We start from the raw sequence: 14,352 nt of genomic DNA on the forward strand, positions 1-14,352 counted from the left end.
GCTCAAATAACTATCCGTTTTTTCACTAAAAAAGTGAGACACCTGTGCACAAATCAAACGATTTACCTTACAATGGGAATACTATCTTTTTAATTTATGCAGCAAATGGAACAAAAGAAGAGTACCCAAAAGCGCAATCAGCTTCTTGCTGCCGCCCTTGATGTGTTTTCACTATATGGGTTCAGTGGCGCAAGTCTGGATGAAATTGCCCAACTCGCTGACATGCATAAGTCGAATATTTTCTATTACTATGAAAATAAAGAGTCTTTATATGTGGAAGTGCTGACCACAGTTTTACAAAAATGGCTAGCTCCCTTACAAACCTTAGAAGCTGAGTTAGAACCAGCCGAAGCCTTGTCTCATTATTTAATTCAAAAAATCGAACTTTCTCGTAGCCAACCAAAAGCTTCGCGACTATTTGCTTTAGAAATTATTCAAGGGGCACCGCATATTTTGCCTATACTGAAAGGGCCCTTGAAAAAGCTATTTAAGCGCAAAGCTAAGGTCATTCAAACTTGGCAAGAACAAGGAAAAATTTCACCGGATATCGACCCGGAACTTTTAATTCTCAATATTTGGGGTCTTACGCAAAACTATGCCGATTTTGCAACTCAAATGGAAATGGTAACCGGGAAAACGCTTCGTAACCGCAGTATGTTCCAGCGTTCGATTGAGCATACGGTACATATGATGCTCTACGGCGTATTACCTCGCTAAAATAAAAAAGATCGGCAAATTTGCCGATCTTTTTTTAGAAATGATTTTGATAAAGTGCTAAAAGCTTTTGTGCACCCAATAATAAGTTTTCTTCCCAATCCAAATGAGCCGTATCATCTGCTCCATCAGTAATATATTTCACCGAAATTAAACGTACACCTAACTTGTGGCAAACTTTTGCTAACGCATAGCCTTCCATATCGACCACATCACAAGCGACCTTCGGCTGACCCGTTTCAAATGAGTCCCCTGTCCCACAAATTCCTTTTGGTAAATCCGCAAAATGCGTTTGGAGATGAATTTCAGCCGCCAAGTGGTCATCTAACGGCGTTACCCCAATTTCAAATCCTAAAGGTGAAACGTCCATATCACGTTGTACAAAAGTTTTTATTTCTACTAAATCGTGCCGATTAAAAGATGAACTTCCTGCTGTACCTAAGTTAATTAAAGTTTTACAGCCTGTTTTTTGAATAACTTCAAACGCTTTAAAAGCAGCGTTGATCTTACCAATCCCACTGTAATGGACTTCGATACCTGCTTGCTCGAATAAACCTTTAGATTCGTTGGGAAGTGCCATAATTAAAGCGGTATCTGTGTTCATTCAAAAAGCTCAAATCAGAATTAACAAAATTAGAAAGTAAGTATAAATCAGGTGCAAAAGCTTTTTGCACCTTTTCACCTTTACTGCATTCTTTGTTGTAAAGCCACCAAACATGGAGAGAAGAATAGCTTGCCACTGTATGCTCCGGCTAAGGTTTTCTTCATTACCACGCTCCACATCACTAATAATAAAATACTGAATGCCACAGCGACGTATTGTAAAAATACAACTTCAATCTGATGACCTAAATTAAATAAAGCCAAAATAAACACACCAAATGGGAAGGTTAAACCCCACCAACCCAAGTTAAACGGAATACCTGTCTTTGCATGACGAAGTGTTGTTAAAATCGCAAGACCAAGCCACCATAACCCAAAGCCTAAAAGTACCAGACTACCCACAACGCCCAAGGCTTGAAATACATAGGCAAACTCAGGAAAGCCAACATTTACAAATACTCTTTGTGCCTGCTCACCTAGCAATAATAGACCTAAAGCACCTGTCCCAATCGGGCCTAAAGAAAGCCAGCTAGAAATCGCGACTTCTTTTTCTGGTAACTGATGCAAAGCCATACGTAGCATTAAAATCGTTAAAATGGCAAATGCAGGTAAAACAGAGATTCCCCAAAGTACGTAACCTGCTAACAATAAATGAAAGCCATGCACATCTGCTGGTAAATGTGCAACCAACATGCCCGCAGAACTTGCTGCGACTTCACAAGCAACTACAGGTAAAAGCCAAATTGCAGTCATGGTATGTAGCTGATGATTCTGACGGCTAAACATGCAAAATGGGATGATCCACGCAATTGCTAGTGCTAAAAAAACGTCGATGTACCACAAAGCTTGGGCGATATGAACTGCCACTTCGCCGTAAAGTCCGATTCCGAAGCTTAAAAAGCCATTTAGTATGGTTGCAAGCCCCATCGGTATAGCACCTAAAAACAAGCTCATATTTGGATGATTAAATATTTGCTTCGCTTCATGCGGGAAGAGTAACCACCGCAATAAATAGAGAACTGAAAAAACACTAAATAGAACAATATTAAATTGCCATAACAGCGTAGCCAGCATAAATAAAAATGATTTGGCAAATGGAAGCTGAATTAAAATCATACTGACCACGCCAGTACCCATAGTTGCTGTAAACCAATTTGGGGTAAAATGCCGTATAACATCTTTACTTTGATTTAATTGGTAAAAGGGTCTTTTCATCTTAAGTCTCTAATCAAAGAGTGGATGAGGCTATAGTAGGATAAATTAATAATAAGAAAAATTGATTTATTTTTATTTAATTCATCATTTTTTTAGATATAAAAAGTATTCGTATTGAAAAATACCTGAGTAAAAACACAACAACAAGACGAATCTGTGAGATTATGGCAATATATAGCCCTTGCAAAAATAGCCATATTTTAAGTTCATGAAACTGCTTCGTCTTAATGCGTTATCGCCCAATTTCCAGTTACCACAAACAGCGGTAACTATTGGTAATTTTGATGGTGTCCATTTAGGTCACCAAGCGATGATTGCTCAACTCAAAAAAATTGCTGCAGCACAAGGCTTAAAAACATTGGTCATGATTTTTGAGCCCCAACCGCTTGAGTTCTTTAAAGGCTACGATGCCCCACCTCGTATTAATTCATTACGGGAAAAAGTTGAATATCTAGCTGAACTTGGGGTGGATTACATTGCGGTTGCCAAGTTTGACCAGCATTTCCGTAGCATGAGTGCTTCTGAGTTTGCAGATTTATTAAAAGACAAATTAAATGCTCAAGCTTTGGTTTTAGGAGATGACTTTCATTTCGGCAAAGACCGACAAGGCAATAGCGAATTCTTAAAGAATTACGGCTTTCAAGTCACAAATTTACATACGATTGAACTCGAAGGTGAACGCGTCAGTTCAACCCGTATTCGCCAAGTGCTTCAAGTGGGTAATCTCGCTTTAGCAGCTAAATTATTAGGCCGTCCGTACAGTATTACCGGTCGTGTTCAATATGGCGACCAAATTGGACGAACTTTAGATTTCCCAACGATTAATGTTCGTCTCAACCGTCATAAGCCTTGTTTAAATGGTATTTATGGCGTTGAAGTCATTTGCGAAACAACTTCGCTAACTCAAAAAGTGCTTCAGGATAATCCTGAAAAGCCAGGAATTGCCGGATATCATGAAAACAGCCTCTATGGTGCAGGTCATGTCGGTACTCGTCCAGCCATTCAGCAAGAACATCCAGAGTGGAGATTAGAAGTACATTTCCCTGATGTTTCTGCTAATCTGTATGGCTTATTTATGCGGGTGACTTTTCTTCACTATCTTCATGGTGAATTGAACTACCCTTCGCTTGAAGCACTTAAGGCAGGAATTGATAATGACGTGCAGCAATTACGACAATATCGTAACGACACGACACAATTTCCTTTTTAATTCGAATTTTGATTGTAAAACATGTCGGCTCCCAAGCTGATTAAACTGGAAGACAACTTGCATGAGCGATAAGCAAACTACTGAAAATGCAGTGGACTACAAAGCCACGCTAAACCTGCCGGATACTCAATTTGCAATGAAAGCAAATTTGGCAGTACGTGAAGTGAAATGGTTAGAAGAGTGGTATACCGACAACATTTATCAGCAGATTCGTGCATCGCGTATTGGTAAGAAAAAATATATTTTGCATGATGGCCCTCCATATGCGAACGGTACAATTCACTTGGGCCATGCGGTTAACAAAGTACTTAAGGATATCATCGTAAAAAGCCGTACTTTGGCAGGTTTCGATGCGCCATATGTACCAGGTTGGGACTGTCACGGTTTGCCAATCGAACTAAAAGTTGAAGAAAAAGTAGGTAAAGTGGGTGAAAAAGTTGATGCAGCCACTTTCCGTAAACACTGCCGTGAATATGCGCTAAAACAAATTGATTTGCAGCGTACAGACTTTAAACGTCTTGGTATTTTAGGTGACTGGGATAATCCTTACCTCACCATGAACTACAAACAAGAAGCCGATATCGTTCGTGCTCTAGGTTTAATCCAAAAAAATGGCCATATCCAGCCGGGCTTAAAGCCAGTGAACTGGTGTATGGACTGTGGCTCAGCACTTGCTGAAGCTGAAGTTGAATACGAAGATAAAAAATCAGACGCAATTGACGTTGGTTTTGGCGTTGTAGATTTAAAAGATTTAAGCGCTCGTGTAAATGTAGACGTTCAAGATCCAACGGATATCGTGATCTGGACCACTACTCCTTGGACATTACCCGCGAACCAAGCAGTTGCATTGCATGCCGAAATTGAATATCAATTGGTACAAGTGACTACTGAACGTGGTAAGCAAAACTTTATTCTTGCTAAAGACTTAGTTGCTTCTGCAATTGAGCGTTACAAGCTTGAAAACCCAATTGTTTTAGCTGACTTTACTGGTTCAGCTCTTGAGAACCTTACCCTACAACATCCTTTACTTATTGATCGTCAAGTTCCGGTTATTTTAGGTGAACACGTTATCGCAACAAGCGGTACAGGTGCTGTACACACTGCTCCTGGCCACGGTGCAGATGACTATAAAGTAGGTCTTCAATACAACCTTAAAGTTGAAAACCCAGTGGGTGGTAACGGTGTTTACTTACCAACCGCACCAATCTTTGCTGGCGAGCACATCTATAAAGCCAATCCAAAGATTATTGAGGCTTTAGGTGCTGTAGGTCGCTTATGGGCTCATCAACCGATTAAACACAGCTACCCACACTGCTGGCGTCACAAGACTCCGATTATTTTCCGTGCTACACCACAATGGTTTATCAGCATGGATCAAAAAGGTTTACGTGACGGTGCGCTTAATGCCATTGAAAACGATATCGAGTTTGTACCGAACTGGGGTAAAAACCGTATTGAATCAATGATCGAAGGCCGTCCGGACTGGTGTATCTCACGTCAACGTACTTGGGGTGTACCAATTCCTTTCTTCGTTCATAAAGATACGAACGAATTGCACCCTCGTACGCCTGAGCTCATCGAAGAAGTTGCCAAACTTATCGAGAAAGAAGGTATTGATGCATGGTTTAACCGTGATGCGAAAGACTTCATTGGTGAAGATGCTGAACAGTACAATGCTGTTCGCGATACACTTGATGTATGGTTTGACTCTGGTACAACGCATTACGCTGTACTTGAGCAACGCGACGAATTAGAAAGTCCTGCTGACTTATATTTAGAAGGTTCAGACCAACACCGTGGTTGGTTCCAATCTTCTTTATTAACGTCTATGGCAATTCACAATCGTGCGCCATATAAAGCCTTGTTAACTCATGGTTTTACAGTTGATGAGAATGGCCGTAAATTATCAAAATCTTTAGGCAACTATATTCCGCTTGAAGAAATCATCAAACAACTTGGTGCCGATGGTTTACGTTTATATGTAGCATCTAGCGACTATCGCTATGAAATTGCAGCATCGAAAGAAATCTTTAGCCGTGTAAGTGATAGCTACCGTCGTATTCGTAATACGCTACGCTTCTTACTTGCAAACTTAAATGGTTTCAAACCAAGTACGGATGCTCTGGCAGTAGATGATCTTATTGCTCTTGATCAATACATCTTGCAACGTGCTAATGAAGTACAACAGACCATTATCGCGGCCTATGAAGAAATGAACTTCCACGTCGTGTGTAGTGCGTTAACAAGCTTCTGTATTAATGACTTAGGTGGTTTCTATCTAGACATCATCAAAGACCGTCAATACACCACTAAGGCTGACTCACAAGCACGTCGTTCCGCACAAACAGCGCTTTACCATATCGTACAAGCATTTGTTCGCTGGATGAGCCCGATTCTAAGCTTCACAGCTCAAGAAGCGTGGCCACTTATTCCTGAACAAACTGAGAAGTATGTATTTACAGCTGAATGGTATGACTTACCTGTTTCATCAAAAGCAAACTTGCTTTCCGAAGCAGATTGGCAAACATTGATTAGCGTAAAATCTGCAGTAAATAAACAGATTGAAGCAGCTCGTAACGCTAAACTTGTCGGTAGTAATCTTTCAGCCAAAGTTGAACTTTGGGCAAATGAATCATTACAAACAGTTTTAAACCAACTGGCTGATGAACTCCGTTTTGTTCTTATTACTTCGCAAGTAGTAGTACATCCATTTGCTGAACAAGGTGAAGCAACTGAAATGGAAGGCTTACGTGTACAAGTATCTGCAGCTGAAGGCGAAAAATGTGCACGTTGCTGGCATGTCCTTCCGGATGTAAATACACATGCCGATCATCCTGGTTTATGTGGTCGTTGTATTGTGAACGTCACTGGTCGTGGCGAAGTGAGAAAATATGCCTAATTCTCAAGCTAAAAAAGGCTTATTCCAGTTTTATCCTCACAACCTCATTTGGCTTGGACTTTCTGTCCTTGCGATTGTGTTGGATCAATGGACAAAATGGATTGCAAGTACACATCTGAACTACGCAGATCCTGTACCTGTGCTTCCATTTTTAAACTGGACACTATTACATAACTATGGTGCAGCTTTTAGCTTTTTATCTGATGCTGGAGGATGGCAACGCTATTTCTTCACATCTTTGGCAGGCTTAGTTTCAATACTTTTTGTATTTTGGTTGCTACGTATGCCTAAAAAAATGGTGGTGCTACCTGTAGCTATCGCTTTAATTTTAGGTGGAGCACTTGGTAATCTAATTGACCGTATTACTTTAGGGTATGTGGTCGATTTTATTCATGTTTATTACCAAAATCATCACTTTCCAGCTTTTAATATTGCGGACAGTGCCATTACTCTAGGTACCATTTTGCTACTCATCGATACATTCTTCCTTGAGAAGCAAAGACCTAAAAATTCGGATGCATAATATGACCGAAATTATTCAACCTAATGAAGAAATTCGTATTACTGACGGTTCTAAAGTTGACCTACACTTTTCTGTTGCTATTGAAAATGGTGTAGAAATTGACAATACACGTAGCCGTGAAGAACCTGTTAGCTTAACTATTGGCGACGGTAACTTGTTACCAGGTTTTGAGAAAGCGCTTCTTGGCTTACGTGCAGGCGATCGACGTACAGTACATCTACCACCAGAAGATGCTTTTGGTCCGTGGAATCCTGAAAATATACAAACTTTTGATACAGTTAAATTCGAACAACGACCTATTCCTGGTCACATGATCGAGTTTGAAGATAAAGCAAAAGCAACTTTATTTGGTGTTGTGAAGTCAGTAAATGATGATATTACTGAAATTGATTTCAACCATCCTCTAGCCGGCAAAAATATTACTTTTGAAGTAGAGATATTTAAAGTGACTCCAGCTGGTCAGCAAGGCATTAAGATCATGTAAAAAAAAGCCCTCGATTGAGGGCTTTTTTATTATTTAACTTTTATTGATGACATAAGAATCCTTACAAATTCTATATTCTCACGCACCTATATAATGAATTAAGTTATAAAGATAAAAATCCTTAGGAAAAACATATGCTGGTCTATATTATCGTCGGAAGTGTTCGCGAAGGGCGCACAGCTATTAAAATTGCCAATTGGTTAGAAACAACAATACCAACATTTAATCTAAAAGATTTTCAAACTGAAGTAATTGATTTAAAAGAATGGAATCTACCCTTATTTTCAGGTTCTCACCCACCTGCTACAGGTATTTATGATCAACCTAAACAACAAGAATGGGCTGATAAAATTGCCCAAGCTGATGCATTTATCTTTATTAGCCCAGAATATAACCACGGTTATAGCCCAGCTTTAAAAAATGCACTGGACTATGTTGGTAAGGAATGGAGCGGCAAACCAGCCGCATTTATAGGTTATGGCTCAACAAATGGTTCTCGTTCTATTAGCCAAATACGCCAAGTCACTTCAAGTTTAAGTATTGTTGACCCAAATGCTGTGATCGAAATACGAGATATCTTCAAACGCAATAAAGATGAAAAGTTTGAAGCCAATGAATTTGAAGTAAAAGGACTTCAATCAATTGTTGAGAAACTACAGAAATATCATTTGTCTTAAATTGAACAAAAAGCCTCTTTTTCAAATAAAAGGGGCTTTTTAATTTTATAAACTTTTTAAATAATTCACTATGTCAGTATTACCCGCCATTTCTGCAAGCTGTAGTGCTGTATATTCGCTTTTATAAGTGACATGCGCCCCTTTTTCAACTAAGAGCTTCACTATCTCTAAATGATCATTCTCAGCCGCTGCTTGCAAAGCACTATACCCTTCATCATCAGTCTGATTAGGGTCTTCTCCATCTATTAATAATTGTTTTACTTGCTCTAGATCACCTAAAGATGCCCAATAAATCAGTTCTGGAAGAGAGAGTTCTTCATCATCTTCAGGTATGGGAGAGAAAGAATTAATTTTCACGGGGACACCAAAAATAAAAAACTTCCTCATTATATCCATAGAACCGAGTAAGCATCCAAAAATGATTTGTAGTTCTATATTTAAATAATTCTTTATTGATTGATTTTTTGATATAAAAAACACCCCAACCTCTTTTGAGATTGGGGTGTTTAGAATAATGAGCTGGCGATGACTTACTCTCACATGGGTAATCCCACACTACCATCAGCGCTAAGAGGTTTCACTTCTGAGTTCGGGAAGGGATCAGGTGGTTCACTCTTGCTATGGTCGCCAGCACAACTGTTTATGGATACTTGCTTGGGTCTTATTTGATGCCGAAGCGTTTTCCAAATCTGTAACAGACTGGGCTGATTGAATCTTACTTTACTTGTTCATTTTAGCTAGAGGTATAACTAAATCAAGTTGTCTTGCATATTTAAGAATCGATTGATGCTTCATATACAACTGCTTGGGTGTTGTATAGTCAAGCCTCACGAGCAATTAGTATTGGTCAGCTTCACATATCACTATGCTTCCACATCCAACCTATCAACGTCCTAGTCTCGAACGGCTCTTTAGAGGACATAAAGTCCTAGGGAAATCTTATCTTGAGGTAGGCTTCCCGCTTAGATGCTTTCAGCGGTTATCCCTTCCGAACATAGCTACCCGGCGATGCGACTGGCGTCACAACCGGTACACCAGAGGTTCGTCCACTCTGGTCCTCTCGTACTAGGAGCAGATCCTCTCAAATTTCCAGCGCCCACGGTAGATAGGGACCGAACTGTCTCACGACGTTCTAAACCCAGCTCGCGTACCTCTTTAAATGGCGAACAGCCATACCCTTGGGACCTGCTTCAGCCCCAGGATGAGATGAGCCGACATCGAGGTGCCAAACACCGCCGTCGATATGAACTCTTGGGCGGTATCAGCCTGTTATCCCCAGAGTACCTTTTATCCGTTGAGCGATGGCCCTTCCATACAGAACCACCGGATCACTAAGACCTACTTTCGTACCTGCTCGACTTGTGGGTCTCGCAGTTAAGCGCGCTTTTGCCTTTATACTCTACGCGTGATTTCCGACCACGCTGAGCGCACCTTCGTACTCCTCCGTTACTCTTTAGGAGGAGACCGCCCCAGTCAAACTACCCACCAGACACGGTCCTCGTCCCGGATCACGGGACAGAGTTAGAACCTCAACATTACCAGGGTGGTATTTCAAGGACGGCTCCACTGGAACTAGCGTTCCAGCTTCAAAGCCTCCCACCTATCCTACACAAGTAAGGTCAAAGTTCAGTGTCAAGCTGCAGTAAAGGTTCACGGGGTCTTTCCGTCTAGCCGCGGGTACACTGCATCTTCACAGCGATTTCGATTTCACTGAGCCTCTGCTGGAGACAGCGCCGCCATCATTATGCCATTCGTGCAGGTCGGAACTTACCCGACAAGGAATTTCGCTACCTTAGGACCGTTATAGTTACGGCCGCCGTTTACTGGGGCTTCGATCAAGAGCTTCGCTTACGCTAACCCCATCAATTAACCTTCCAGCACCGGGCAGGCATCACACCCTATACGTCCACTTTCGTGTTTGCAGAGTGCTATGTTTTTAATAAACAGTTGCAGCGGCCTGGTTTCTGCGGCTGTCGTCAGCTCAGGAAGCGAGTTCCATCACCAACAACAGCGTACCTTCTCCCGAAGTTACGGTACCATTTTGCCTAGTTCCTTCAGCAGAGTTCTCTCAAGCGCCTTGGTCTACTCGACCTGACCACCTGTGTCGGTTTCGGGTACGATTCCTGTGTAACTGAAGCTTAGAGACTTTTCCTGGAAGCATGGCATCAACCACTTCGCTGTACAAGTACAGCTTGCTATCAGATCTCAGCATAGAGTACCCCGGATTTGCCTAAGATACATGCCTACATCCTTTCACCTGGACAACCAACGCCAGGCTGATTTAGCCTTCTCCGTCCTCTCATCGCATTACACAGAAGTAATGGAATATTAACCATTTTCCCATCGACTACGCCTTTCGGCCTCGCCTTAGGGGTCGACTCACCCAGCCCCGATTAACGTTGGACTGGAACCCTTGGTCTTTCGGCGAACGGGTTTTTCACCCGTTTTGTCGTTACTCACGTCAGCATTCGCACTTCTGATACCTCCAGCATGCTTCTCAACACACCTTCATCGGCTTACAGAACGCTCCCCTACCACGTATACAAAGTATACATCCGCAGCTTCGGCACATAGTTTTAGCCCCGTTACATCTTCCGCGCAGGCCGACTCGACTAGTGAGCTATTACGCTTTCTTTAAAGGGTGGCTGCTTCTAAGCCAACCTCCTAGCTGTCTATGCCTTCCCACATCGTTTCCCACTTAACTATGATTTTGGGGCCTTAGCTGGCGGTCTGGATTGTTTTCCTCTTGACTACGGACGTTAGCACCCGCAGTCTGTCTCCCGGATAGTACTCATAGGTATTCGGAGTTTGCATCGGTTTGGTAAGTCGGGATGACCCCCTAGCCGAAACAGTGCTCTACCCCCTATGGTATTCGTCCGAGGCGCTACCTAAATAGCTTTCGGGGAGAACCAGCTATCACCAGGCTTGATTAGCCTTTCACCCCTATCCACAAGTCATCCCCTGGCTTTTCAACGACAGTGGGTTCGGTCCTCCAGTTAGTGTTACCCAACCTTCAACCTGCTCATGGATAGATCGCCTGGTTTCGGGTCTATACCCAGCAACTAAACGCCCTATTAAGACTCGATTTCTCTACGGCTCCCCTATACGGTTAACCTCGCTACTGAATATAAGTCGCTGACCCATTATACAAAAGGTACGCAGTCACACCACGAAGGTGCTCCCACTGCTTGTATGCATGCGGTTTCAGGATCTATTTCACTCCCCTCACAGGGGTTCTTTTCGCCTTTCCCTCACGGTACTGGTTCACTATCGGTCAGTCAGGAGTATTTAGCCTTGGAGGATGGTCCCCCCATATTCAGACAAGGTTTCACGTGCCTCGCCCTACTCGTCATCATTATGTGTGCCCTTTCGTGTACGGGAATATCACCCTCTACGTTCGCACTTCCCAGAGCGTTCCACTAAAACACACATAACTTAATGGGCTGATCCCCGTTCGCTCGCCGCTACTGAGGGAATCTCAATTGATTTCTTTTCCTAAGGGTACTGAGATGTTTCACTTCCCCTCGTTCGCCTTGCAACACTATGTATTCATGTTGCAATACCTACCTTAAAGTAGGTGGGTTCCCCCATTCAGACATCTCCGGATCAAAGGATATTTGCCGCCTCCCCGGAGCTTTTCGCAGGCTATCACGTCTTTCATCGCCTCTGACTGCCAAGGCATCCACCACATGCACTTAATTACTTGACTATACAACCCCAAACAGTCGATGTTACCTACAAGTTAGTAACTTCAACATTTCAGTTTAGAGCACTGTGCACTTAAGCACCGTACAGCTTCAATCTAAATTCACATACCAAAACGCTTGATTCAGTTAATTTGCTAGTTCTCAATTCATCTAGATTAATTGCTTAACCTAAACTCTTGAGTGAACAATTTATTTCAGACTCAATTTTGCCAATCTGTTAATGAGTTAATGTGTCTTCGTCAGATCACACTAATTACCGTGATAATGAAATCACAGAAGTTAATAAACCAAGATCTCAATCTTTATTTACTAATTTCTGTAATCCGAACTTATCTTAAGTTCTGGTGGAGACTAGGAGAGTCGAACTCCTGACCTCCTGCGTGCAAAGCAGGCGCTCTACCAACTAAGCTAAGTCCCCAGCTTACATCATCAATCATGTATCTTTTATCTATAACTTCAACCAGTCAAAGTCATGGTGGGTCTGACAAGACTTGAACTTGTGACCCCACGCTTATCAAGCGTGTGCTCTAACCAACTGAGCTACAGACCCTCAGATACATCTATGAAGAACAACTTGTTGTGGATTCTTACCAATCGTCAATCTTTCGTTAAGGAGGTGATCCAGCCGCAGGTTCCCCTACGGCTACCTTGTTACGACTTCACCCCAGTCATCGGCCACACCGTGGTAACCGCCCTCTTTGCAGTTAGGCTAGCTACTTCTGGTGCAACAAACTCCCATGGTGTGACGGGCGGTGTGTACAAGGCCCGGGAACGTATTCACCGCGGCATTCTGATCCGCGATTACTAGCGATTCCGACTTCATGGAGTCGAGTTGCAGACTCCAATCCGGACTACGATCGGCTTTTTGAGATTAGCATCACATCGCTGTGTAGCAACCCTTTGTACCGACCATTGTAGCACGTGTGTAGCCCTGGCCGTAAGGGCCATGATGACTTGACGTCGTCCCCGCCTTCCTCCAGTTTGTCACTGGCAGTATCCTTAAAGTTCCCATCCGAAATGCTGGCAAGTAAGGAAAAGGGTTGCGCTCGTTGCGGGACTTAACCCAACATCTCACGACACGAGCTGACGACAGCCATGCAGCACCTGTATCTAGATTCCCGAAGGCACCAATCCATCTCTGGAAAGTTTCTAGTATGTCAAGGCCAGGTAAGGTTCTTCGCGTTGCATCGAATTAAACCACATGCTCCACCGCTTGTGCGGGCCCCCGTCAATTCATTTGAGTTTTAGTCTTGCGACCGTACTCCCCAGGCGGTCTACTTATCGCGTTAGCTGCGCCACTAAAGCCTCAAAGGCCCCAACGGCTAGTAGACATCGTTTACGGCATGGACTACCAGGGTATCTAATCCTGTTTGCTCCCCATGCTTTCGTACCTCAGCGTCAGTATTAGGCCAGATGGCTGCCTTCGCCATCGGTATTCCTCCAGATCTCTACGCATTTCACCGCTACACCTGGAATTCTACCATCCTCTCCCATACTCTAGCTCACCAGTATCGAATGCAATTCCCAAGTTAAGCTCGGGGATTTCACATCCGACTTAATAAGCCGCCTACGCACGCTTTACGCCCAGTAAATCCGATTAACGCTCGCACCCTCTGTATTACCGCGGCTGCTGGCACAGAGTTAGCCGGTGCTTATTCTGCGAGTAACGTCCACTATCCCTAGGTATTAACTAGAGTAGCCTCCTCCTCGCTTAAAGTGCTTTACAACCATAAGGCCTTCTTCACACACGCGGCATGGCTGGATCAGGGTTCCCCCCATTGTCCAATATTCCCCACTGCTGCCTCCCGTAGGAGTCTGGGCCGTGTCTCAGTCCCAGTGTGGCGGATCATCCTCTCAGACCCGCTACAGATCGTCGCCTTGGTAGGCCTTTACCCCACCAACTAGCTAATCCGACTTAGGCTCATCTATTAGCGCAAGGTCCGAAGATCCCCTGCTTTCTCCCGTAGGACGTATGCGGTATTAGCATCCCTTTCGAGATGTTGTCCCCCACTAATAGGCAGATTCCTAAGCATTACTCACCCGTCCGCCGCTAGGTCCAGTAGCAAGCTACCTTCCCCCGCTCGACTTGCATGTGTTAAGCCTGCCGCCAGCGTTCAATCTGAGCCATGATCAAACTCTTCAGTTAAAATCATTTTGCACCTTATTTATAGACAAGGTGCCAATTCTGGCTCATCAATTACTGACTTAAATTTCGCTCAAATAAACTTCGAGTAATTTAAACCAATCAATCAATGAAAATTATTTCGATTAATCAATCAGTAAAAATCCACACAAGTTGTTCTTCAATTCTCTTAATGAT

The 14,352-nt window shown here is 43.0% G+C and carries 9 protein-coding genes, 2 tRNA genes and 3 rRNA genes; 6 read left to right on the forward strand and 8 right to left on the reverse strand.

The genetic code is table 11. The features are described from left to right. Positions 1-96 precede the first annotated feature (96 nt). Positions 97-717, forward strand: a complete 621-nt coding sequence (locus tag MKL36_RS18810) for a TetR/AcrR family transcriptional regulator (protein ID WP_001186827.1) — start codon at positions 97-99, stop codon at positions 715-717. Between the two features lie 34 nt (positions 718-751). Here MKL36_RS18810 and MKL36_RS18815 read toward each other — a convergent pair whose 3' ends face one another. Together MKL36_RS18815 and MKL36_RS18820 are read right to left on the reverse strand one after the other, a co-directional pair. Further along, positions 752-1,318 (reverse strand): 5'-methylthioadenosine/S-adenosylhomocysteine nucleosidase family protein, encoded by a 567-nt coding sequence (locus MKL36_RS18815; protein WP_021510357.1) that lies wholly within the window; start codon positions 1,316-1,318, stop codon positions 752-754. A gap of 80 nt (positions 1,319-1,398) precedes the next feature. Continuing rightward, a complete protein-coding gene (locus MKL36_RS18820) occupies positions 1,399-2,532 on the reverse strand; it encodes a TDT family transporter (RefSeq protein WP_000828368.1) in 1,134 nt (377 codons plus the stop codon). Between the two features lie 208 nt (positions 2,533-2,740). Here MKL36_RS18820 and ribF point away from each other — a divergent pair, with 208 nt between their 5' ends. The 5 genes from ribF (at position 2,741) to MKL36_RS18845 (ending at position 8,325) form a co-directional block, all read left to right on the forward strand. Continuing rightward, a complete protein-coding gene (gene ribF / locus MKL36_RS18825; RefSeq protein WP_000771825.1) occupies positions 2,741-3,742 on the forward strand; it encodes a bifunctional riboflavin kinase/FAD synthetase in 1,002 nt (333 codons plus the stop codon). Between the two features lie 61 nt (positions 3,743-3,803). After that, positions 3,804-6,641 carry an isoleucine--tRNA ligase gene (gene ileS / locus MKL36_RS18830; RefSeq protein ID WP_021510356.1) on the forward strand — a complete coding sequence of 946 codons (2,838 nt, stop codon included), beginning with the start codon at positions 3,804-3,806 and terminating at the stop codon, positions 6,639-6,641. After that, positions 6,634-7,164: a signal peptidase II gene (lspA, locus tag MKL36_RS18835; RefSeq protein WP_001133879.1), complete on the forward strand. Its 531-nt coding sequence runs from the start codon at positions 6,634-6,636 to the stop codon at positions 7,162-7,164. Before ileS ends, lspA begins: the two co-directional genes overlap by 8 nt. 1 nt (position 7,165) lies before the next feature. Further along, on the forward strand, positions 7,166-7,648 hold the full coding sequence (locus MKL36_RS18840) for an FKBP-type peptidyl-prolyl cis-trans isomerase (protein WP_000136002.1): 483 nt from the start codon (positions 7,166-7,168) through the stop codon (positions 7,646-7,648). A 134-nt stretch (positions 7,649-7,782) separates the two neighbouring features. Next, entirely contained in the window at positions 7,783-8,325 is a 543-nt protein-coding gene (locus MKL36_RS18845) for an NADPH-dependent FMN reductase (protein WP_000964180.1), read from the forward strand. A gap of 45 nt (positions 8,326-8,370) precedes the next feature. On the opposite strand, the gene MKL36_RS18850 is transcribed toward MKL36_RS18845, so the two are convergent. The 6 genes from MKL36_RS18850 to MKL36_RS18875 form a co-directional block, all read right to left on the reverse strand. Next, complete coding sequence (locus tag MKL36_RS18850) at positions 8,371-8,721, reverse strand: ankyrin repeat domain-containing protein (protein WP_000353866.1); 351 nt, start codon at positions 8,719-8,721, stop codon at positions 8,371-8,373. 121 nt (positions 8,722-8,842) lie between these two features. Continuing rightward, positions 8,843-8,957 (reverse strand): 5S ribosomal RNA (gene rrf / locus MKL36_RS18855). Between the two features lie 184 nt (positions 8,958-9,141). After that, positions 9,142-12,034: ribosomal RNA gene (locus MKL36_RS18860) — 23S ribosomal RNA — on the reverse strand. Between the two features lie 340 nt (positions 12,035-12,374). Further along, positions 12,375-12,450: transfer RNA gene (locus tag MKL36_RS18865), tRNA-Ala, on the reverse strand. A 55-nt stretch (positions 12,451-12,505) separates the two neighbouring features. Next, positions 12,506-12,582 (reverse strand) — tRNA-Ile (locus MKL36_RS18870). A 59-nt stretch (positions 12,583-12,641) separates the two neighbouring features. Then, positions 12,642-14,178, reverse strand: a 16S ribosomal RNA gene (locus MKL36_RS18875). The 16S, 23S and 5S rRNA genes sit together here with 2 tRNA genes alongside, the layout of an rRNA operon. Positions 14,179-14,352 lie beyond the last annotated feature (174 nt).

Origin of the sequence: Acinetobacter sp. AOR12_HL (assembly GCF_027855275.1) — a bacterium.
Classification (GTDB): domain Bacteria; phylum Pseudomonadota; class Gammaproteobacteria; order Pseudomonadales; family Moraxellaceae; genus Acinetobacter; species Acinetobacter baumannii.

What these genes read in the sequence shown, in the direction of transcription:
- MKL36_RS18850 (WP_000353866.1), bottom strand. Translation starts at nt 8,721, where the DNA reads ATGGATATAATGAGGAAGTTTTTTATTTTTGGTGTCCCCGTGAAAATT.
- MKL36_RS18810 (WP_001186827.1), top strand. Translation starts at nt 97, where the DNA reads ATGCAGCAAATGGAACAAAAGAAGAGTACCCAAAAGCGCAATCAGCTT.
- MKL36_RS18840 (WP_000136002.1), top strand. Translation starts at nt 7,166, where the DNA reads ATGACCGAAATTATTCAACCTAATGAAGAAATTCGTATTACTGACGGT.
- ribF (WP_000771825.1), top strand. Translation starts at nt 2,741, where the DNA reads ATGAAACTGCTTCGTCTTAATGCGTTATCGCCCAATTTCCAGTTACCA.
- MKL36_RS18820 (WP_000828368.1), bottom strand. Translation starts at nt 2,532, where the DNA reads ATGAAAAGACCCTTTTACCAATTAAATCAAAGTAAAGATGTTATACGG.
- ileS (WP_021510356.1), top strand. Translation starts at nt 3,804, where the DNA reads ATGAGCGATAAGCAAACTACTGAAAATGCAGTGGACTACAAAGCCACG.
- MKL36_RS18845 (WP_000964180.1), top strand. Translation starts at nt 7,783, where the DNA reads ATGCTGGTCTATATTATCGTCGGAAGTGTTCGCGAAGGGCGCACAGCT.
- lspA (WP_001133879.1), top strand. Translation starts at nt 6,634, where the DNA reads ATGCCTAATTCTCAAGCTAAAAAAGGCTTATTCCAGTTTTATCCTCAC.
- MKL36_RS18815 (WP_021510357.1), bottom strand. Translation starts at nt 1,318, where the DNA reads ATGAACACAGATACCGCTTTAATTATGGCACTTCCCAACGAATCTAAA.